This is a genomic window from Flagellimonas marinaquae (assembly GCF_023716465.1).
GTDB lineage: Bacteria > Bacteroidota > Bacteroidia > Flavobacteriales > Flavobacteriaceae > Flagellimonas > Flagellimonas alginolytica.
Window position 1 is genome coordinate 1,286,808 of record NZ_CP092415.1, and the last position, 21,878, is coordinate 1,308,685.

Annotated in this window: 23 protein-coding genes; 12 read left to right on the plus strand and 11 right to left on the minus strand. The window is 41.5% G+C overall.

What is annotated here, in order from left to right:
* The first annotated feature begins 424 nt into the window (after positions 1–424).
* Positions 425–988 (plus strand): 5-formyltetrahydrofolate cyclo-ligase, encoded by a 564-nt coding sequence (locus tag MJO53_RS05795; RefSeq protein WP_224836174.1) that lies wholly within the window; start codon positions 425–427, stop codon positions 986–988.
* On the opposite strand, the gene MJO53_RS05800 is transcribed toward MJO53_RS05795, so the two are convergent.
* From MJO53_RS05800 to ileS, 4 genes are read right to left on the minus strand one after another with little or no spacing between them, the layout of a single operon-like run.
* Positions 985–1,635: a lipoprotein signal peptidase gene (locus MJO53_RS05800; protein ID WP_252080817.1), complete on the minus strand. Its 651-nt coding sequence runs from the start codon at positions 1,633–1,635 to the stop codon at positions 985–987. The two genes, MJO53_RS05795 and MJO53_RS05800, sit on opposite strands and share 4 nt — an antisense overlap.
* Before the next feature lie 32 nt (positions 1,636–1,667).
* Entirely contained in the window at positions 1,668–2,270 is a 603-nt protein-coding gene (locus tag MJO53_RS05805; RefSeq protein WP_224836172.1) for a hypothetical protein, read from the minus strand.
* A 46-nt stretch (positions 2,271–2,316) separates the two neighbouring features.
* On the minus strand, positions 2,317–2,700 hold the full coding sequence (locus MJO53_RS05810; protein ID WP_252080818.1) for a TraR/DksA family transcriptional regulator: 384 nt from the start codon (positions 2,698–2,700) through the stop codon (positions 2,317–2,319).
* Between the two features lie 4 nt (positions 2,701–2,704).
* Positions 2,705–6,106, minus strand: coding sequence for an isoleucine--tRNA ligase (ileS, locus tag MJO53_RS05815; protein ID WP_252080819.1), 3,402 nt, complete (start codon positions 6,104–6,106; stop codon positions 2,705–2,707).
* 181 nt (positions 6,107–6,287) lie between these two features.
* Between ileS and MJO53_RS05820 the strand changes: the two genes are divergently transcribed.
* Entirely contained in the window at positions 6,288–6,602 is a 315-nt protein-coding gene (locus MJO53_RS05820) for a hypothetical protein (protein WP_224836170.1), read from the plus strand.
* A 59-nt stretch (positions 6,603–6,661) separates the two neighbouring features.
* Here the strand turns inward: MJO53_RS05820 and MJO53_RS05825 are convergent, their stop codons facing one another.
* From MJO53_RS05825 to MJO53_RS05840, 4 genes are all read right to left on the minus strand, one after another.
* Positions 6,662–9,082 (minus strand): TonB-dependent receptor, encoded by a 2,421-nt coding sequence (locus MJO53_RS05825; protein WP_252081223.1) that lies wholly within the window; start codon positions 9,080–9,082, stop codon positions 6,662–6,664.
* Between the two features lies 1 nt (position 9,083).
* Positions 9,084–9,803: a DNA repair protein RecO gene (gene recO, locus MJO53_RS05830; RefSeq protein ID WP_224836169.1), complete on the minus strand. Its 720-nt coding sequence runs from the start codon at positions 9,801–9,803 to the stop codon at positions 9,084–9,086.
* 90 nt (positions 9,804–9,893) lie between these two features.
* Complete coding sequence (gdhA, locus tag MJO53_RS05835; protein WP_224836168.1) at positions 9,894–11,234, minus strand: NADP-specific glutamate dehydrogenase; 1,341 nt, start codon at positions 11,232–11,234, stop codon at positions 9,894–9,896.
* Between the two features lie 128 nt (positions 11,235–11,362).
* Complete coding sequence (locus tag MJO53_RS05840) at positions 11,363–12,517, minus strand: trans-sulfuration enzyme family protein (RefSeq protein ID WP_224836167.1); 1,155 nt, start codon at positions 12,515–12,517, stop codon at positions 11,363–11,365.
* Positions 12,518–12,591: 74 nt separating this feature from the next.
* On the opposite strand from MJO53_RS05840, the gene MJO53_RS05845 reads away from it, so the two are divergent.
* Positions 12,592–13,332, plus strand: a complete 741-nt coding sequence (locus MJO53_RS05845; RefSeq protein WP_224836166.1) for a DUF3298 and DUF4163 domain-containing protein — start codon at positions 12,592–12,594, stop codon at positions 13,330–13,332.
* A 5-nt stretch (positions 13,333–13,337) separates the two neighbouring features.
* Here MJO53_RS05845 and MJO53_RS05850 read toward each other — a convergent pair whose 3' ends face one another.
* Complete coding sequence (locus MJO53_RS05850) at positions 13,338–13,889, minus strand: conjugal transfer protein TraO (RefSeq protein WP_252080820.1); 552 nt, start codon at positions 13,887–13,889, stop codon at positions 13,338–13,340.
* A 146-nt stretch (positions 13,890–14,035) separates the two neighbouring features.
* Positions 14,036–14,500 carry a DinB family protein gene (locus tag MJO53_RS05855; protein WP_252080821.1) on the minus strand — a complete coding sequence of 155 codons (465 nt, stop codon included), beginning with the start codon at positions 14,498–14,500 and terminating at the stop codon, positions 14,036–14,038.
* 170 nt (positions 14,501–14,670) lie between these two features.
* Here MJO53_RS05855 and MJO53_RS05860 point away from each other — a divergent pair, with 170 nt between their 5' ends.
* The 3 genes from MJO53_RS05860 (at position 14,671) to MJO53_RS05870 (ending at position 16,680) form a co-directional block, all read left to right on the plus strand.
* Positions 14,671–15,024, plus strand: coding sequence for an arsenate reductase family protein (locus MJO53_RS05860; protein ID WP_224836163.1), 354 nt, complete (start codon positions 14,671–14,673; stop codon positions 15,022–15,024).
* Complete coding sequence (locus MJO53_RS05865) at positions 15,021–15,914, plus strand: DMT family transporter (RefSeq protein ID WP_252080822.1); 894 nt, start codon at positions 15,021–15,023, stop codon at positions 15,912–15,914. The genes MJO53_RS05860 and MJO53_RS05865 overlap by 4 nt, the downstream gene beginning before the upstream one ends.
* Before the next feature lie 103 nt (positions 15,915–16,017).
* Positions 16,018–16,680, plus strand: a complete 663-nt coding sequence (locus tag MJO53_RS05870) for an SMI1/KNR4 family protein (RefSeq protein WP_252080823.1) — start codon at positions 16,018–16,020, stop codon at positions 16,678–16,680.
* A 9-nt stretch (positions 16,681–16,689) separates the two neighbouring features.
* Here the strand turns inward: MJO53_RS05870 and MJO53_RS05875 are convergent, their stop codons facing one another.
* On the minus strand, positions 16,690–17,172 hold the full coding sequence (locus tag MJO53_RS05875) for an acyl-CoA thioesterase (protein ID WP_252080824.1): 483 nt from the start codon (positions 17,170–17,172) through the stop codon (positions 16,690–16,692).
* A gap of 116 nt (positions 17,173–17,288) precedes the next feature.
* On the opposite strand from MJO53_RS05875, the gene MJO53_RS05880 reads away from it, so the two are divergent.
* The 6 genes from MJO53_RS05880 (at position 17,289) to MJO53_RS05905 (ending at position 21,876) form a co-directional block, all read left to right on the plus strand.
* On the plus strand, positions 17,289–18,266 hold the full coding sequence (locus tag MJO53_RS05880) for an NAD(P)H-dependent flavin oxidoreductase (protein WP_252080825.1): 978 nt from the start codon (positions 17,289–17,291) through the stop codon (positions 18,264–18,266).
* A gap of 9 nt (positions 18,267–18,275) precedes the next feature.
* A complete protein-coding gene (locus MJO53_RS05885; RefSeq protein ID WP_252080826.1) occupies positions 18,276–19,235 on the plus strand; it encodes a YheT family hydrolase in 960 nt (319 codons plus the stop codon).
* A gap of 113 nt (positions 19,236–19,348) precedes the next feature.
* On the plus strand, positions 19,349–19,828 hold the full coding sequence (locus MJO53_RS05890; protein ID WP_252080827.1) for a c-type cytochrome: 480 nt from the start codon (positions 19,349–19,351) through the stop codon (positions 19,826–19,828).
* A gap of 82 nt (positions 19,829–19,910) precedes the next feature.
* Complete coding sequence (locus tag MJO53_RS05895; protein WP_252080828.1) at positions 19,911–20,621, plus strand: membrane or secreted protein; 711 nt, start codon at positions 19,911–19,913, stop codon at positions 20,619–20,621.
* A gap of 11 nt (positions 20,622–20,632) precedes the next feature.
* Positions 20,633–21,052 (plus strand): META domain-containing protein, encoded by a 420-nt coding sequence (locus MJO53_RS05900; RefSeq protein WP_224836155.1) that lies wholly within the window; start codon positions 20,633–20,635, stop codon positions 21,050–21,052.
* Complete coding sequence (locus MJO53_RS05905) at positions 21,049–21,876, plus strand: META domain-containing protein (RefSeq protein ID WP_252080829.1); 828 nt, start codon at positions 21,049–21,051, stop codon at positions 21,874–21,876. The genes MJO53_RS05900 and MJO53_RS05905 overlap by 4 nt, the downstream gene beginning before the upstream one ends.
* Positions 21,877–21,878 lie beyond the last annotated feature (2 nt).

A 21,878-nucleotide genomic window follows, 5' to 3' on the forward strand; every position in this document is an offset into this window, starting at 1 on the left:
GTTTATTGTTAAACTTGATCAATTCCTTATTTGGATCGACCCCTAAGGTATCTCAATGCACAAATGATACAAATCTAAATCGGAATTAAATTTGGTAACAATTTGCGAAGGATCAATAGATTGGGGTTTTTCCGCAAATAAACTATGGAAAAACCCCAGTTCCATGTTAACAAACCAGTCCAATTTGTTAAACAGTTGCTAAATATTGTGTATTTCACCGATAAAATGTGCAGTTCATGGTATATTTTTCAATTGTTTTACTTACATTTAACGGTATAAAAACAATCCAATGGAAAACTATATCATTGTTTTGGGAATGTACTTGATTTTGATGCTGTTCTTCAAAATCTTTTTCTCCGTTGCAACAAAGGGAGAGTAATTTTTTTATAGTACCCCCAAATAACCCCTTAATCTTCAACAGTAAATGTTGAAACGTGAACTAAGAAAAAAATATAAAAATCTGAGGATGGGATTATCCCCGGCACAAGCCTCCGATTTTAGTTTGATTTTAGCAAACGAATTACTACAAATCCCGATTTGGGATTTTTTTTATTACCATACTTTTCTGAGTATGGAGGATAAAGTCGAAGTGGACACTCTTCCCTTGATTACCTTGCTACAGGGCAAGGACAAAAATATTGTTGTTCCCAAAGTTGCAGGCCCAAACTCCATGGAGAATTATCTGCTCACAGATAGCATAACGATAAAAAAAAGCCCTTACGGTGTTCCAGAGCCAATTGATGGCATAGAGATTCCGGAAAACAAAATTGATGTGGTGTTTGTTCCTTTATTGGCATTTGACACTACAGGAAACAGAGTGGGGTATGGCAAAGGATATTACGATGGCTTTTTGAACAAGTGCAGAAAAGAAACCGTAAAAATCGGCCTTTCCTTTTTTGGACCGGAAACGGAGCCTATTTCGGATATCAACACGAATGATGTGAAATTGGATTATTGTGTAACCCCGGAAAAGATCTACAAATTTTAATTGCCCAAATCTTCCTTTACCTCGTTGGCCTCATCGTTTTTCGGAAAGGCTTTTTTGTTGAACACTATTAAAATACCTACTCCTGTACTTATCGCAGTATCCGCTATATTAAAAACGGGTTCAAAAAAACGAAAACGTTGACCTCCCCAAGAAGGAACCCAACTAGGCCAGGTTGTATCCACTAAAGGAAAATAAAGCATATCCACCACTTTACCATGAAACAGGCTCCCGTAGGGCTCATTTGTAAAAAGTGTGGCCACCTGCCCATTGCTGTGATCAAATATTATCCCGTAGAAAACCGAGTCTATTATATTACCTACAGCTCCGGCAAAAATCAAGGAAACTGCCAACACCAATGTTCTTGGCGATTGTTTTTTAATTATGTCCCAAAGCCAATATCCGATTCCCAAAACCGCAAAAATCCTGAAAATGGTCAACACCAATTTTCCGGTAGGCTCCGAAATTGGTAAAAGATCGCTCAATTTGGTTCCCCATGCAGCTCCTTCATTTTCTATAAATAGAATTTTGAACCAACTGAACACCTCATGTGATTCACCAAGCACAAAACTTGTTTTAATGAAGATTTTACTTATTTGATCCACGAGCAGAATCAAGAGAATGATGATAAGGGACTTTTTTAAACTCATACTTTTAATAAAGGATTGCAAAAATATGGATATTATTTTGTTTTTGTAAGGAAGATGTCCCCTTCTATGGTCTTAAGAACAAATAGATTATGTCCAAAGGGTATGGACTCACCATTTACTTTCCCATAAGTGCTCTCCGCAACTATTTCGCCCTTTGGTGTTGCCAGCAATATATCGCCTTTTTGTGTAGTTACGGTGACGGACTCCGAAACATCCTGCAACGTACAACGACCATCGGACAAGGTTATATCCAAGTTTTCGTATTTGCCGCTGGAATACACATTGGTATTGGTTCCATAAACCGCAACATTCTTATACTCGGGCACGCGTACTTGCAAAGCAATGGAAACCACTTTATGCGCACTAAGCTTATCATTCGGATCTACAAAAAGTGGCTGAAAATCGGCACCGATCATTACCGTGGTTCCGTTTTCTTTGATAGAGATCAATAAATCCTTGGCATATTCGCCCTCCATACTGGCGGAGACCTCTACCTCGTTGGAGGTTGTGGTCTGCAGATCAATTCTATAACAATACCGCGAATCGATCTGGATGGTTTCTGTTCTAGGGCCAATAAAAGCTTTTCTAACCAGTTTTTGCCCATGTACGTGCACGAGTGCAAAAAATACCGACAAAAACAACAACGCCCTCATAAAGAAAAAACGCCCTAAGGCGTTTTAATTATTTTTGCATGTTTTTCGCCTCAATACTCAATGTTGCATGGGGCACAAGCTTTAATCGCTCTTTATTGATAAGCTTTCCGGTAACTCGGCAAATTCCGTATGTTTTGTTCTCTATACGAAGTAAGGCGTTTTTAAGGTCGCGGATAAATTTTTCCTGACGTATGGCCAGTTGTGTATTCGCCTCTTTGCTCATGGTCTCCGAACCTTCTTCGAAAGCCTTGAACGTTGGCGAGGTATCGTCCGTGCCATTGTTACCATCGTTCATGTAAGAGCTTTTTAACAGCTCCAAGTGGTTTTTGGCCTTTTCTATTTTTTCCTCGATCAAGGTTCTGAATTCTGCAAGGTCTTTGTCGGAGTATCTTACTTTAGAATCTTCTGCCATTTTCTTAATGTTTTTGAATAAACAATTTTGTGTTCACTTCATCAAAGGTGATCGCTACACCTTCTTCAAGTTTCTCTTCAAAGTTGAGCTCGGCGGTCAGTGTTTCCGTTTTGATGTATTCTTCGTTACTGGAAACTGCATTTTCCACCAGGCCGTCCTTCAATATTTTAATATCAATTTTATCGGTTACCTCGAATCCGGACTCCTTGCGCAAGTTCTGGATTCGGTTAACAAGTTCCCTTGCAATGCCCTCTTTTCTTAAGGTATCGTCTATCGTTACATCCAGGGCTACGGTCAAAGGACCTGAGCTGGCTACCAACCAACCTTCGATATCTTGGGAACTGATCTCTACATCGGTTAACTGTAAATTAACGGTTTTATTTTCCAATAGCAGCAATATTTCTCCTTCGCGTTCAAATTTTTGAATATCCTCTTGACCCAATTTTGATACTTCTGCTGCAATGGCCTTCATGTCCTTGCCGAATTTTGGACCCAACACCTTAAAGTTCGGCTTAATTTGTTTTACCAATACCCCTGAGGCATCATCCAGCATTTCGATCTCCTTTACATTTACTTCGGATTTTACCAAATTCGAAACTGCTTCGATATCGCTTCGTTGTTCATCATCCAAAACCGGTATCATTATTTTTTGAAGCGGCTGACGTACTTTTATTTTTTCTTTTTGACGGATTGAGAGCACCAAAGAAGATATCTTCTGTGCCAATTGCATTTTACGTTCCAAATCCTTGTTTACCATATTGGCATCAAAAACCGGAAAATCCGCCAAATGCACACTTTCAAAACCTTCTTTTTGCGTAGTGGCATCCAAATCCCGGTACAATTGATCCATAAAGAACGGGGCAATCGGTGCGGATAATTTAGCCACGGTGGACAAACAAGTGTACAGTGTTTGATAGGCCGAAATCTTATCTTTTTGATAATCACCTTTCCAGAAACGTCTCCTGCTCAACCGCACATACCAGTTACTCAAATTTTCCTGTACATAATCCGAGATCATCCTAGCTGCACGGGTAGCTTCGTAGTCTTCGTAAGCCTCGTCCACATTTTTGATCAAGGTATGGAGTTCGGATAAGATCCATTGGTCGATTTCAGGTCTTTCAGTCAATGGAATATCGGTCTCGGAATAATCAAACTCGTCTATATTGGCATAAAGTGCCATAAAGGAATAGGTGTTGTAGAGTGTTCCGAAGAACTTTCGTTTTACCTCAACTACGCCTTCAATATCAAATTTTAGGTTATCCCAAGGGTTTGCATTGGAAATCATGTACCAACGGGTAGCATCTGGGCCGTGTTCTGGCAATACCTCGAACGGATCTACGGCATTTCCTAACCTTTTGGACATTTTTTTGCCTTCCTTGTCAAGTACAAGTCCGTTGGAAACCACATTTTTATAGGCTATGCTATCAAAAACCATGGTAGCAATGGCATGCAATGTATAGAACCATCCTCGCGTTTGGTCCACACCTTCGGCTATAAAGTTGGCCGGAAATGCAACACCATCATCTATTAGTTCTTTGTTTTCGAAAGGATAATGCCATTGCGCATAGGGCATGGAGCCACTATCGAACCAAACATCGATCAAATCCGATTCGCGTTTCATGGGTTGCCCAGATGGTGATACCAAAGTAATACCATCCACAATGTTTTTGTGCAGATCGATCTTGTCATAGTTTTCCTCGGTCATGTCGCCCACTACAAAATCTTCGAAAACGTCTTTGTCCATCACTCCAGCTTCAACAGCCTTGGCCATTTCCGATTTAAGCTCTTCCACGGAACCAATGATAATTTCTTCCTTCCCATCTTCGGTCCGCCAAATAGGCAAAGGTATTCCCCAATACCTTGATCGGGACAGGTTCCAATCGTTTGCATTGGCCAACCAGTTCCCAAAACGGCCTTCTCCTGTAGATTTTGGCTTCCAATTTATGGATTGGTTCAGGTCGAACATACGTTCCTTTACATCGGTAACTTTGATGAACCAAGAGTTTAATGGATAATACAAGATAGGCTTATCCGTTCGCCAGCAATTTGGGTAACTGTGTACATATTTCTCGACCTTAAATGCCTTGTTCTCTATTTTAAGTTTGATGGCAATCTCGACATCGACCGATTTTTCGGGTGCTTCACCCTCATCGTAATATTCGTTCTTTACATACTTGCCGCCAAATTCTTTGAGTTCGGGTCTAAACTTCCCCTGTAGGTCTACCAAAGGCACCGGGTTATCATTCTCATCCAAAACCAGCATGGGAGGTATCTCCGGAGTGGCTTGCTTGGCCACCAGGGCATCGTCCGCACCAAAGGTGGGCGCCGTATGTACAATTCCGGTACCATCTTCGGTGGTTACAAAATCACCAGCAATTACTCGGAAGGCATTCTCGGGATCTTGGTAAGGCTGCACATAATCGATTAATTGCTCGTACTGTATGCCTACCAAATCTTTACCTACAAATGATCCTCCTATCAAAAATGGAATCTTTTTGTCTCCTTCGCCGAAAGATTTTAATTCCTCCTCGGTTTCTACTTTAAAAAACTTTCCTGAAAAATTGTAGTCCACCAGGTTTTTGGCCACCACAACATTAATAGGCTCGAATGTGTATTGATTGTAAGATTTAACCAATGCATACTCAATCTTTGGACCTACGGTCAGAGCCGTGTTCGATGGGAGCGTCCAAGGCGTGGTCGTCCATGCCAAAAAGTGAATATCTCCCTCGACCTTTTTTAAAAAAGCGGGAAGTGAATCTTGTTTTGCTTTAAATTGGGCCGTGACCGTGGTATCGGTCACATCTTGATAGGTTCCCGGCTGGTTAAGCTCATGGGAGCTTAAACCTGTGCCCGCCTTTGGCGAATAGGGTTGTATGGTATAGCCTTTATATATAAGGCCTTTATCGTAAATCTGTTTAAGCAGCCACCAAACAGATTCCATGTATTTGGGCTTGTAGGTTATGTACGGGTCGTCCATATCTACCCAATAGCCCACTTTTTCGGTCATTTCGTTCCAAACATCCGTATATCGCATCACTGCTTTTTTACAGGCTGCGTTGTACTCCTCGACCGATATTTTTTTCCCTATATCCTCTTTGGTAATACCCAGTTCTTTTTCCACACCAATTTCCACGGGCAGACCATGGGTGTCCCATCCGGCCTTTCTTTTCACCTGAAAACCTTTCATGGTCTTGTACCTTGGGAATATGTCCTTGATGGTACGCGCCATTACATGGTGGATTCCCGGCATTCCGTTTGCAGAGGGCGGTCCTTCAAAAAACACATAGCTCTCCTTGCCTTCCCTGGTGGAAACGCTCTTTTCAAAAATCTGTTGGTCTTTCCAAAAGCTTAGAATTTCTTCAGATACTTTCGGTAAATCCAGCCCTTTATATTCCGCAAACTTCATATACTTCTTCTTCTAGTAGAATTCAAGTTTGCAAAATTATGAATTTAGATGGAATTACGCCTTGCAATTTAATATTAGAATGCACATAATCCCCTTACCCTAAATATGATATGCCAACAGGCTTCTTTTTCCATTAAATTTTCTATCTTAAAACCTTAATTAACACTTAACCATTTTAATTATGAAAAAAGTAGTATTGACTGCGATGGTGTTGACTTTATCCTTAACAACATTAACATCGTGCAGAGAAACAAAGGACAAAGCCAAAGAGGCGACCGAAGAAGCTGCAGAAACATTGGAAGACGCAGGCGATGACCTAAAAAAGGCCGCCGATGATGCAGCCGACGCCATGAAAGATGCTGGAGAAGAAGCCAAAGAAATGGGCGAAAAAGCAATGGACAGTCTCAAAAAAGCAGGTGAAGAAACCATGGATGCCGCAAAAAAGGCCGGTGATGAAATGAAAGAAGCCGCCAAAAAAGCGATAGACAGCATTTAGCAACGTTGCGGATAAAAGACAAAAAGCTGTATGGCTCGGGAATTCCCGGGCCTTATTTTTTAAAACACATACCCTATCCCCAACACCAAATTGGTTCCAGGGGCCGCAATTCCCGAAGAATACATTCGGTAACGTTGATTGGTCATGTTTTCCAAACTCATGGTGGCCTTTAGTGCATTGGTGATTTGATATTGCGACCTAAAGTTCAAGGTGTACCAAGAGGGGGAATACGGATTGCCATTGGCGTCGCTGGCATACATATACGTTTTGCTTTGTTCCGACAATGCCAAATCATCACTACTTACCTCCCCATTATAGTTTAGAAATATGTCCGCTTTTAATTTTTGGTTTTGCCATATTAAGTGCACATCCCCGAAAGTTGGAGCGGCATGTCGCGATGGACTATCGGTTCCATCGTCATCTTCTTCGATTCCTTCGGTCAATGTTAAATTGGAATTCAACGATAGGTTTTCATTAAAAAAAGCTTCCACCCCAAATTCAAATCCATACACATAGGCCTTAGCGGCATTCTGGATAGCCTGAACATTGCTGGGTTCACCATTGTACTCTATTTCCGTCTCGCCATTGAACGTAAAATTCCTTCTTACCAATGCATCGACCAGATAGGTGTAATACGCTGCTCCTTTTAGTACTAGAACGTCGTTGAAGTTTTTCCTTAATCCCAATTCGCCATTATAGGCATACTCCGGTTCCAGATCTGGATTGGGAACCACTACGGAACCAGGTTCAGAATCAAATATCTTCCCGATATCGTCGATATTGGGCGCGCGAAATCCTGTTGACCCGTTTAAAGTTACTTGCCAATCGGACCTAGGAAACCAACTAAGTCCCAAACTTCCCGTTAGTGCCCCTGTTACAATATCGGCTTCATCAAAAGGAAAGGAATAGTGGGTGTTGCTAAAAGAAGCATCTACCCATACCTGACTATATCGCACTCCGGACAATAAAGTAAAGTTCGGTTTTAGCTGGTACTCTCCGTTTACATAACCAGCCAGGGTCTGCCAAGTTGAACCATCGGGATACCTGGATGCTGTTTCTTCCGTAGCCTCTGTTTCAATATTACGCATACTGCCATTGGAATGTACTTTGTTGAAAACATATTCGGCCCCATAGTACAAGTGAAGATCTCCTATTTTTTTGTTTTCAAAATCTAAATTTACTGAGACTGCATCCACCTTTTCTTCGGTTGAATAGAGTTCCAGACCTTGAAAATCCCTGTCGTGCCTACTTTCTTCAAAAAATTGATAGGCCGTGGTGAGTTTTATTCCATCGTAGAATTTATTTTTTCCTTTTTGGGTTATTTGGAAATTTCCCATAAACCATTTTTGTGGACCATAGTACCATTCCGCAGAACGAAGCCCAGTGCCATCACGGCCAGGTCTTATCAATCTATCATATCGGGGGAAATTGGAAGTTTCCGAATAATACAGTCCCAGATCATAGTTCCAAGTACTGTTGGGTCTGTAAGTAAATTTTTGAAGGAAGTTGATCTGATCGTAGCCGGAACCTACCTGTTTTTTGGGATCATTGTTGGTAATTAATACATCTTCTCCGTTCTCACGAACCACATAATTGTTCCGTAAATAGGATTCTGGGCCGTGTTCACCCATCTTTAGATCATCAAAATGATTAAAGGTAAAACTGGTATAGGATGCCCAATCTTGCTTTCCGATATTAATATCCACATGCGCCGTGTTTTCATTATTTGCCGATGCAAATCGATAATCCAGTTTACCGGAAAAAACCAAGCTGTCCGCAAAGGAAAAACGTGGTTTTTGTGTGTAAAAGTTCATTACGCCGCCAATAGCATCGCTTCCATATATAACGGAACCAGGACCAAAGGTCACCTCTGTCTTTTTTATGGAGAACGGGTCTATGGAAATTACATTCTGAAGGTTTCCTCCTCGAAATATGGCGTTGTTCATACGTACACCGTCTACCGACAATAAAATACGGTTGGTCGCAAAACCCCTGATCATTGGGCTACCCCCTCCCAATTGGCTTTTTTGCACAAATACTTTGCCGCTGTTCTGCAATAGATCGGCGGAGGTCTGCGGATTGGCAAAAGCAATGTTTCGTGCATCAATAGTTTCTATTTTCTGGGGTATGTGCTTTTTTTGTTGTTCCCATTTGGACACGGACATAACAACTTCTTCCAATTCTTCTGTTTTTAAGTGTAGGTACACCCTATTGCCCCGACGATAGATCTGTGCCTTTGTTGTGGTATAAGGCTCGTAACTAATATGTTTAAAGGTTATTTTTTCGTTACGGGCAAAAGCATCCAGGTCACTTTTTCCGTTCACATTGGTTATAGTGCTCTTGGATTGATCTTTGTTAAATATGGCGATATTGTCTATGGGCACACCAGTATCGGCATCTAAAACGGTTACCTCTTGGGCATAAGTGATAAGCGCAAAAAACGAAAGGAATAGGGTTAAGGTTGATTTTAGGTTTTGCATTTTACGTAAATACGGCATTAAGTACTGCGAGCGACTTTGGCTCCCGAAATCCATCTACATGCAATTTGTAATATTGGACAACGGTTTTTAAAAGTTCTCGTCGATTGGATTTAGTTAGTTGTATTGTGGACAATGCCTCAAAATCCATGCCTAAAAACTTCTTGAAATTATCCAGGTTTTCGCTCTGTATCAAAGGGTTGAGCGACGGTGTTTTAGTGAAGCTACCTTCCAAAAGATCAAAAAACGGCAAATTATTGTAGGAAGTGTCGGGGTAAAAGCCCAAATATTTGGTAAGATTGAGCAAGAACATAATATGAAAATTAGGTGATAACGCATGCATATCCATCCAATGAAAAGCGTATTCCAAATAATTGAAGAGACTTTCATCCTGCTCTTGTTCCTGAATGCTATTGCCCAACATCTCCGCCAAAAAAAGCACAACACTATTCTTAACGATATTCGTATGCATGGTTTGATAAGGCACAGCTACCTTAACCTCCCGTAAACTTTCCAAATTTCCTTTGTTCTTGTGATTGGCAACAACCTCCAACTGCATTAATGGAAGAAAATAGGCGGGCTTGATTTTTGCCCTTTTGGAAGTCAGAACCCCTTTCAGCAAATACGATTTTACCCCATCGGATCGGGTAAAGGCCTTAACGATAAGGCTCGTGTCCCCGTATTTAAGGGAAGAAAGTACAATGGCTCTGGTCGTAATTTGCATATGCCAATAAAAAAGCAGTTACCGGAGGTGTAAATGTAACCACTAGTTCCGGTAACTGCCAATCAAAAATTACTGTTGATGCTGGGCGCCTTAAATCACCCCTTGTGCCAACATTGCATCTGCAACCTTAACAAAGCCGGCAATATTGGCCCCTTTAACATAGTTGCAATATCCATCTTCGTTTCCGTATTCCACACAAGCATCGTGGATGTCGGACATAATTCCTTTTAATCGTTTGTCCACTTCTTCCCTGGTCCAGCTTATACGCAAGGAGTTTTGGCTCATTTCCAATCCGGAAGTGGCAACACCTCCTGCATTGGACGCTTTTCCTGGAGCAAATAGAATTTTTGCTTCGTGGAATGCATGGATCGCTTCTGGGGTGGAAGGCATATTTGCACCCTCTGCAATGGCAATACATCCATTTTTAATCAATGCTTTGGCATCATCACCATCCAATTCGTTCTGGGTTGCACAAGGCAGGGCAATATCACAGGCTACCTTCCAAGGTGTTTCTCCTTTGTGATATTCGGCAGAAGGGTATTTATCCACATATTCGGAAATTCTACCACGCTTGTTGTTCTTTAAATCCATTACAAAGGCCAACTTTTCCTCGTCAATACCGTCCTTGTCGTAAATGTAGCCTCCTGAATCGGAAAGGGTAAGAACCGTTCCTCCAAGGTGCATCACCTTTTCGGCTGCATATTGCGCCACGTTGCCCGATCCTGAAATCACGACTTTCTTCCCTTCAAAAGTTTCATTTTGGGTCTTTAACATGCTATCCGCAAAGTATACCGTACCATAACCGGTTGCTTCCGGACGGATCAACGATCCTCCCCAAGAAAGACCTTTACCTGTTAACACTCCCGTAAACTCGTTACGGATCTTTTTGTACATACCGAACAAGAAGCCGATCTCACGAGCCCCTACTCCAATATCTCCGGCAGGAATATCCGTATTAGGCCCAATATGCCTACAAAGTTCAGTCATAAAAGCATGGCAAAAACGCATGATCTCGTCATCCGATTTTCCTTTAGGATCAAAATCGGAACCTCCTTTACCTCCGCCCATGGGCAAAGTGGTCAAACTATTTTTGAACACTTGCTCAAAGGCCAAAAATTTAAGAACACTTGCATTTACGGTCGGGTGAAAACGTAAACCTCCTTTGTACGGCCCGATCGCAGAGTTCATTTGCACCCGGTAACCACGGTTTACATGGATTTCACCACTATCATCTATCCAAGCTACACGAAACGAAATCAATCGTTCCGGCTCTACCATTCTCAATAAGATGTTTTTTCCGTGATAGATATCGTTTTGGGCGATATAAGGAATTACCGTTTCTGCAACTTCCTGCACTGCTTGTATGAATTCGGGCTCATGACCATTCCTGGCGATTACCTCATCCATAAATGCTTTTATTTTATTTTCCATAAATGGGTTAAAATTAAATGTCTCTCCGCTAGCGAAAAGCACTTTTATTGTTGAATTGTGATTTTGAGCGCAAAATTATGTTATTTCAACAATCTGATTATAATATAATTATAAATTTTTCAAAAAAATTAATTTAGGGCCTGGTCCAGGTCTGCCATCAAATCATCTACATCCTCTATGCCCACACTTAGCCGAATCAATGCGTCCACTACCCCGTTCTTTTCCCGCTCCACTTTGGGAACGCTACCGTGCGACATACTCGCTGGGTGACCCACCAAACTTTCTACGCCCCCCAACGATTCTGCAAGTGTAAAAATCTCCAGCTTTTCTACGATTCTAATTGCCTCGTCATAATTTCCGCCCTTGGGAACAAAGGAGATCATTCCGCCATAGCCATCCATTTGTTGATTAGCGATCTTATGGTTCGGATGAGTCTCAAAGCCGGGCCAATACACTTTTCCGATCTTGGGATGGTTGTTCAAAAAGTTGGCGACCACCGCTCCGTTTTCGCAGTGCCGCTGCATTCTTACATGAAGGGTTTTTATACCGCGCAGGGTTAAAAAACTATCCATAGGCCCACAGATGGCTCCACTGGATTTTTGGATGAAGTAAAGTTGTTCGGCCAGTTTTTTGTCCTTTACCACCAAAGCTCCGACCACTACATCGCTATGTCCTGCCAAATATTTGGTAGCGGAATGCATTACTAGATTCGCACCAAGATCCAAGGGTCGCTGTAAAAACGGGGTAGCGAATGTATTGTCCACCCCCAACAAAATACGGTGTTTTTTGGTGACCTTGGCCACTGCTGCAATATCGATAATATTCATCATAGGGTTGGTAGGTGTTTCCAACCAGACCAATTTGGTGTTTTGTGTTATTTGCGATTCCAGTTCGCCCATATCCGACATACTAGAAAACAAAAACTTAATACCATACTTTGCATAGACCTGTTTAAAAAGCCGATAACTCCCCCCATATAGATCATTGGTACAAATAACCTCATCACCCGGGTCCAAAAGCTTCATTACGGCATCGATTGCTGCCATACCGCTTCCAAAAGCCATTCCAAAACCACCGTTCTCCAAACTGGCCACCGCATTCTCCAAAGCTGTCCGGGTAGGATTCGAAACTCGGGAATATTCATGTCCCTTGTGCTCGCCCGGGGTAGACTGTGCATACGTGGAGGTTTGATATATCGGTGGCATTACGGCACCGTAGCCCCTCTCCGGTATTTGCCCACCGTGGATGGCCCTACTGTTAAACTTTAACTCTTTTTTGCTCATGCTCAAACTATCTTCCTACAAATGTATCGTTATCTTCCCGAAGTATTATTTTTGATGCTCCAAAACCTCAAATCATGAAACAACTGCTAGGTGCTTTCTTATTCTTCTTTGTATTGGTAAGTTGCCAAACGGAGAGCAAACTTACTTTTGAACCTCTACACTTGAAAGGTGAAAATTGCGAAAGTTGCCCTAAAATCGACATCAATATTCCCAATGCTTTGGATAATTCGCCCGTTTCGCAGGCCATAAACAGATCGTTACAAGAAGAGGTCATCAGTATTTTGTCCTTTAGTGAAGATGATACGATTGATGAAATGGGCAAGGCGCTACAATCTTTTTCCGATAGCTATAAAGAACTGAGGACCAAATTTCCGGACGAGGTACAGTGGGAAGCCGAAATAGATGGCATTGTGGTTTACGAGGATGAAAATGTGATCACTTTTATGTTAAATTCATATTCCTTTACCGGGGGAGCCCATGGTTATGCTTCCACATCGTACCTGAATTTTGACAAAAAGAAAGGTGTGGAACTGGAAAATTGGCAACTTTTTGAAGATTTGGACGGGTTCGAGGATTTTGCCGAGACCAAATTTCGAATCCAAGAAAAAATACCCCAAGATTCCAATATCAACTCAACCGGTTTTATGTTCGAGGGAGAATCCTTCCACCTGCCCAACAATTTGGGGTACACCAATGAGGGGCTTAAACTGATCTACAACCAATACGAAGTAGCTTCCTATGCCGACGGCCCAATCGAACTGATCTTACCTTACAACGAGATAAATCTGTATTTAAAGCGAAAAGTAAAAGAATAGCCCATCTATTTAAAATAGTACCTGATTCCAGCGCCCAATAACAGTGTAGAATCATTCAGGTAGCTATTAAAATGGTAGTAACCGTTAATGGGAATGATCAAGGAGAAGGCATCGGATATATAGAAATCCATTTCAAAAGAGGCATATCCCCCATAAATAAAACTACTTTCCGCCTCCAATGCGTCAAAAGCAAACTCTGTATTGCCCTTGTTAATATATTTGTAGCCAGCTGAAGGGCCCCCTCCAAAATAGAAAAAAATCCCCTTGTCGGGAGCACTTAAAATAGTGGTAAAGTATCCTAGACCGAACAAGTAATCATCGTATGGAAACTCAACCCCCGAATTTGGTTTTTCTTTGGAAAAAGTCGCCGCTAGAGACACTTGCATAAAATCCGTGGTGCTATGATAGTAATTTGAGTTGAGCTGTATACCGTAGCCGTCCGTTTTATACGTTGGCACCAAGCCCAAAGATAAGTTTCCCCGTTGCGAAAATACTTGTTGAAAAGAAAACAAAAGGAGTGCCAGCAGGACCCCATAGTCTAAATGGTAGTTCTTCATTTTGATTAAGATTTGGGTTCTTAAATTCTGGCAGGTAAATATAATTGATTTTCATGGACTTGGGTTTACCTCCAAATCAATTCAGTGGAAAAACCATGAAAATCTGGCGACTAAAAAACAATCCAAAGCATAAGAGGGCGAAAAAATCAACCGCTCGCCAAAGCCCTTTTAAGGGCAAGAATGGAGCCTAAATGGAGCCCTTCGTGGAAAACATTAAATTGCAGTGCATCCTCCACACTGTTCAACCCAACCTTTGGCGTAGTCATATACTCCTGAAAATTTTTGAACGTACCTCGTTCGTAATCCTGTTGGATTTGTTCCACGGTACTGAATAGATAGGTCATGATCTTTTCCATTTCAGTTGGGGATGGCTCTCCCTCTGGAAAAGTTCCTTTCTTGTATTTGTTGACCAGTTCCTCTTCAATGGTAAAATCCAGACCGCTCAATTTATACAGCAATAATTGCGGGGTTACCACAACATGGGCAATGTTCCACCAAATATTATTGTTAAATCCTTCAGGAATTTTGAACAGATCCTCTTTTGGTGTGTTTTGCAAAAAAGTGTGAAGAATAGTTCTGTTTTTTAAAAGAATATCAAAAATCTTGTCCATGGTTTTGGGCTATTTGTTGTAAAACTAGTCTTAAAATTTTAAACCGCACCAATAGCTGGAACATACTACAATAATTAATTAAACATCTCCCACAAAAGGTGTTGAAATTATCTATTCCCCATGCATTTTGATTGATTTTTAACTTCCTTTGTTCCTCCAATACGTAAATCATGAAAAAAATATACCATCTGGGCAGTTGTTCCACCTGCAAGCGAATCCTAAAAGAATTGGAACCATTGGACGGCGTGGAGCTTCAAGAAATTAAAAGTGAATCGATTACCTCCGAGCAATTGGAACACATGGCAAGTTTGAGCGGAAGCTACGAATCCTTGTTTAGCAGAAGAGCAATGTTGTTTAGACAAAGGGGGCTGCACGAAAAAGACCTTTCCGAAACGGATTACAAGGACCTGATCTTGGAGCACTACACTTTTTTAAAAAGGCCAGTGGTAGTGGTCGAAGATCAAATCTTTGTCGGCAACTCCAAAAAAACGGTAGAAGCCGCCAAAGAAGCCCTGCATCCATGAGTAAAAGAACCCTCGCCATACTTGCTGCTATCGGAGCAACGGTTATTTACGGTATTAACCACACCGTAGCCAAGGGTGTAATGCCCGTCCATGTAAAACCCTTTGGGTTTATTTTTTTAAGGGTGGGAGGGGCATCTTTACTTTTTTGGCTTATATCCATTTTTGGTCCGAAGGAAAAGATAGAAAAAAGAGATTGGGGACGTGTATTTATATGTGCTTTGCTGGGCATGTCCATAAACATGCTCACTTTTTTTAAAGGACTACAGCTTTCCACTCCCATTAACAGTGCGGTTTTAGTTACCATATCCCCAATAATCGTTGTGGTAATCTCTGCACTTTTTTTAAAGGAGAAAATCACCTTGAACAAGGGTCTTGGCATCTTTCTGGGCTTTGTAGGAGCGGTGGCTCTTATCCTTTTTGGCGCCGAAGTACGGCAAGATGCTCCAAATATTCCATTGGGCAATATCTTGTTCATCATTAATGCAGCTTCGTATGGGGCATATTTGGTCGTTGTAAAAACCTTGATAGAAAAGTATCATCCATTTACCATGCTCAAATGGTTGTTTACTGTTGCCTTTGTTGTAAACCTGCCCATTACCTTGCCAGAGGCCATGGAAATAGAATGGGCCTCTATACCATCTTGGGCCTTCGGTTCTATTGCTTTTGTAGTTATAGGCACTACATTTTTAACCTATCTTTTCAATATATTTGCACTTACCCAGCTCAAAGCTTCCTCTGTGGGCGCCTTTGTATATATGCAACCTTTGGTCGGGATAATTTTTGCGCTTTTTTCGGGCAAAGATCAACTTACCGTAGTTAAACTGATTGCCATGGCCTTTGTGTTAGTGGGTGTGTATTTGGCCAGTAAAAACCCTAAAAGACCTTCATAACATTGATCAAAACGGCACCTACGTCAAAACAGAAGTGCCATCCATCAATTTGGCGCTATATTCCATAAATGAATTATGTAGTTTTCCCGTAAAACGGAACACTATGCCAGCACATTCTACACAAATTCAACGAATCAAGAACAAACTCGTTCGTGCTAAAGAGAAAGATAAGCTATATAAGGTTTTTGGAGCCGGAGGCCATAAATATCAAATTAATGCACCGATAGATAGGCAAGACATTAGTGCGTTCGAGCACAATTTCCAGATAAAACTGCCTGAATGCTACAAACACTTTGTGCTACACATTGGGAATGAGGGTTCCTCTTACCAAAATTCGGGTGCCGGACCATATTTTGGCATTTATCCTTTTGGGCAACATTTGGACGACCTGATTTATAACCATGTTGAAAAACACCTAAAAAGGGATTGTATTTTACATCCGTTCATAACCCAAAAACAATGGGACGAATGGACCGATCCATTGTACGAGGACAACATTAGCGATACGGATTTTGAAGAATTGAACGGTCAATTATACGGAGGCATATTACCTCTTGGCTCACAGGGTTGCTCCTTTATACATGCGCTGGTGCTAAACGGCAACTATAAGGGCAGGGTTGTGAACTTGGACAGAGGAGAATTGTCGCCGCCAAAATTTTCTGAGGACCTTACCTTTTTGGATTGGTACGAACGTTGGTTGGATGAAATCATCTCGGGGAAATTGATCACCAATACCCCGAGCTGGTTCGGTTATCCTAAAAATTGAGATTTCTCCTTAGATCATTTCCATATCCTTGGGCACTTGCACATGCTTGCGGGTATCCTCTTTGGTCAAGGTTTTAAAATCGTCCGTTTTTTCCATGGCCTCAAAAGCTTGAAGAAATTCATCGGGCAGACCGATTAATTTACGCTCTTTCAAATCGATCCAGGCACCCATCATTTCGCAACGGGCAAAATTTTTCCCATTATGGTCGTAGAAGTTGTGCCTAAATTCAAAGAACATCCCGTCCTCGCTCATCCCGGTAAACTCCAACGAAACCTTTACAGGTTTACCTGGAAATGCCTCCTTAAAATAATACATGTGCTCATAAAATACTACAGGCCCGATATTGTTTGTGGCCATGCTCTTATGGTTAAAGCCGAGCAGTCCCAAATATGCCATTCGGGTATGACTCATAAAATTAATATAAGCGGAGTTCGCCAAGTGTCGATTAGCGTCAATATCGCTCCATCTAATTTCAAATTCTTTAAAAAACATATCAGGTTATTTTGTTATGCATGCATAATAATTGTAAAAATACCATAGTTTTATAACTGATTCCTATAAAGAATAGGAATTGTTCATATTTTTAAACATAGTTTAACACAGAAGCCATGAGTGAAAAAGCTGAATTCATTAAAAAATTATCCCTTCCGGTGGTTGCCGCTCCCATGTTCCTTATTTCGGGACCAAAATTGGTGGTAGAATGTTGTAAAAATGGAATTGTGGGCACATTCCCGGCCCTCAACCAGCGAACCAGCGAGGGTTTTGAAGAATGGCTCATCCAAATAAAAGCAGAATTAAAGCAATTTGAAGAGGAAACCGGCAAAAAAGCTGCCCCTTTCGGTGTAAATTTAATTGTGCACCCAACCAATCCACGATTGGAAGCCGACATAAAGCTATGCGTAAAACATAAAGTCCCGCTCGTAATTACATCCTTAGGTGCCGTAAGCCAAGTGGTAGATGCCATCCATAGTTATGGCGGATTGGTGTTCCACGATATAATTAAGAAACGCCATGCCGAAAAAGCTGCGGAGGCAGGCGTGGACGGTCTTATTTTGGTATCCGCCGGGGCAGGAGGGCATGGAGGTACCATAAACCCAATGAGCTTAGTAGCGGAAATCAAAAAATTCTATACCAAAACCATATTATTATCAGGGTGTATCAGCACTGGACGGGATATTGCCTCTGCTTTGCAAATGGGCGCAGACCTTGCCTATATGGGCACCCGTTTTATAAATACCGAAGAAAGCAAGGCCACGGAAGAATACCGTAAAATGATCATGAACGCTGGTGCGGACGATGTTATATATACGGCCGCCATTTCGGGTGTGCCCGCTAACTTTTTGGCAGAAAGTCTCCGTGCGGCCGGAATTTCCGAAGAAGACTTAAAAAAAGACCGTAAAATAGATTTCGGCAAAGAGTTGGATACAGAAGCAAAGGCTTGGAAAACCATCTGGTCAGCTGGCCAAGGGGTCACCACAGTAAACAATGTGTTGCCCGTATCCCAACTAGTAACCGACCTTAAGAGTGAATTTAAGACCTCAGTAGAAGAGCAGGCCAATCTTTTAAAAACCTATCCAAAAGAATAAATTGTACCAATGCCCCAACAAGACTCCAATTATGCACCTCCTATTTTGTTCAGAAACGGGCACTTTTCCACCATATATTCGGGTATAATCCGATCGGTGAACGGTGTGGTCCAAAACAGGGAACGGATTGCCCTTTCCGATGGTGATTTTTTGGATCTTGACTGGAGCTATGCGCAATCCAAATCAAAAAAACTTGTAGTGCTCCTCCACGGCTTGGAGGGAGATGCACAACGCCCCTATATTACCGGAAGCGCCAAAATACTTAACCAAAATGGTTACGATTGTTGTGCAGTGAACTTTAGGGGCTGTAGCGGGGAGCCGAACATAAAATACAGATCTTACCATTCGGGAGCTACCGAAGATTTGATGAACATTCTTGATCATATACTGAGCACAAGGGATTATAAGAGCATCTTTTTGAAAGGCTTCAGTCTGGGCGGAAATCTTTTGCTCAAATATTTGGGAGAGGGAAATCAAATCCCAACCGAATTAAAAGGCGCCGTTGCTGTTTCCGTGCCCTGTAATTTGCACGACTCTTGTAAACAACTTCTCAGCACAAAAAATATACTGTATGCCATCCGGTTTAAAGGCAATCTATTGGAAAAATTGAGACAGAAACAAGCTATGTTCCCAGAGAAAATTAGCAATGCCGACATTAAAAAAATTAAAACCTTAATGGATTTTGATGATGCTTATACTAGCAAAGCACATAATTTTAAAAATGCTTTGGACTATTATGAGCAATGTAGTTCACTTCAATTTTTACCCAACATACAGGTACCCAGTTTGATCATCAATGCCAAAAATGATTCCTTTCTAGGGCCCGATTGTTATCCGGTGTTGGAAACTGATAATAATCCGAACCTACATTTAGAGATGCCCAACTATGGTGGCCATGTGGGGTTTTGGGGCAAAAATAACATAACCTATACCGAGAAAAGGGCTTTGGAGTTTTTCGAATCCCTATAAACAAGCTGGTGAAGTCATTTTGTGATGCACAAAACAAAATCCCTCCGGTTTTTCTTCCCTAATTGCCTATCTTAGTGGCAACATTTACACAAACAAACTTCAATAAAATCAGAATGAAAAAAACTGTTATGGTCTTGGCACTAGGTGCCATGATAGCGAGCTGCGGAGGAAAAAAAGAAGAGAAAAAAGATGGTTTTGAGGTAAGCCGCACCAAGACCGAAGAAAAGAAAGCCACGGAAAAAGAAGAAGTGCCAGTTGATTTGGACAACAAAGGTGTCGGGCCAATTACCGACTTGGAGTTACCAGATGATATCAACAATGAGATGGTTGCACGGGGCAAGGCCAAATTTGAAGCCATTTGCGTAGCCTGCCACATGGTAGATAAACGTATGATAGGCCCTGCACTTAAAGGGGTTTACGACAGAAGAAGTCCTGAATGGGTAATGAACATGATCTTGAACCCTGACGGAATGTTAAAAGAAGACCCTATTGCAAAAGCATTGCTGAAAGAGTACAACAATGCGATTATGTTGAACCAAAATTTGACCGAGGACGAGGCAAGGGATATTGCCGAGTATTTAAGAACGTTGTAACAGCCTTAATCAAAAATTTAAAATGCTGTTGTTTAATTGTTTAAGCAACAGCATTTTTATATTTTAGGAGAAAATCGAACCTATGAGAAAGTTTATCACATATTTGCTGGCGTTTATGGCGATTTCAATACTACAAGCCCAAAACCAAAAGGGGGCTTGGACCACAACTGTTTCCGCAGATGATGGCCGTATAATTGAACACGTACTTATTTTAACCGAAAACCATTTTTCCGAAGCCATTTTTGAAAAAGAAAACGGAAAATTTATACGCACCAAAGGCGGTAGTTATAGCACTTCGGATGATTCACTGACTTTTTTGTTCGAATTTGATTCCAATGCACCCGAAGTTATTGGTGAATCCAAAATCGAAGCATTCAAAATAAGGAATGGGGTACTTGAATTGGGCAATTCCAATTGGACTCGAATTGATGATGGCTCGCCTGGCGATCTTAATGGTGCCTGGTTAATCTCTGGAAGAAAACGGGACGGTGAAATTGTGAAACGGGACACCTCCGGACCTCGCAAAACCATGAAAATATTATCTGGCACCCGTTTTCAATGGATAGCATACAATACCGAAACCAAACAATTTATGGGAACGGGAGGGGGTACCTACACCACCATTGATGGCAAATACACCGAAAATATAGGTTTCTTTTCCAGAGACGACTCTAGGGTCGGAGCTAGTTTACAATTCAACTATGAGGTAAAGGATGGCGATTGGCATCATTCTGGTAGCAGCAGCAAAGGAAAGCCCATTTACGAGGTTTGGAGCCAAAGGGCTGAAAAATAATCTGCCGTAGTATGAAAACCACCACTATATTGCTTTTCCTTTCCGTGTTTTTGGCCGAATCCTGCATAGGTACAAAATCAAACGAAGAAGGATTATACGGTACAACCTGGGAACTCGAATTTATCTCGGAGTCAAAAATTGCGTTTGAAGGATTATTTCCCGATAAAAAACCACTGATCACTTTTAATAAAGAATCTGGAAAGGTTACCGGCACCGATAGCTGTAACGGCTACTCGGCACCTTTTAAAGTGGAAGAGCATAACATATCTTTTGGGGAACCAGGCCCATCAACCATGATGTTCTGTGGAGGAAGTGAGCGTCAATTTTTGGAAATGATGGCTAAAATAGACGGATACTCCTTGGAGAACGGCAAACTCAGTTTACTAGTGGATCAAGACCCCGTGTTGCGTTTCAAAAAAATATCGCCATGAAAAACATTTTAACCCTTAGTTGTATCGCTTTCTTATTTTTTAGCTGTTTGGACAAGAAAAAACAAGAACCTTCCCAAACCATCGTAGCACCAGAAGCAATTGTAAAGGACACTATGCAAAAAGAAGAAAAAGAACGAGAAATGGAACCCATTGCCATCGATATGGATGGTAGTTATTTTAAGGCTACAGGTACCGAACCGTTTTGGGGATTAAAAATATACAACAATAAAATTGAGCTCAAAACCATGGAGGACACCATCCAGACCCCTCCAACGGAACCCATAAAAGCACAGGATTCCAACATTGCCATGTACCGCATACAAACCGAAGCTACCTTATTGGATGTTATTATTGCGCACAAGGAGTGCAGCAATGCCATGTCCGGCGAAGTGTTTCCATATACCGTTACCGTATCCTATAAGAATACGGGCGGAGACGAAACCAAGGTATACGAAGGCTGCGGTTCTTACATTACCGATTATAGACTTCATGATATTTGGGTGTTGGAAAAGATGCAAGGAACCACGGTCAGTAAAGAAGATTTTAATGGCAATGATGTTCCCAATATGGAAGTCAACATCAATAACAATCGATTTTCTGGATTCTCCGGATGTAACCGGATGAACGGAAGTTTATTTTATGAAAAAGATGTGCTGCGTTTTACACAAATCGCCTCTACACGAATGGCATGCCCGAATATGGAAAAGGAATCCGAATTCTTATCGGCATTGCAAAGCAGTGTCAACTACAAAATTGAAAACAACAGACTCTACCTCTCCAATGATTCGGAAGAAAATTTATTGATTTTCAAAAAAATAGACTGACC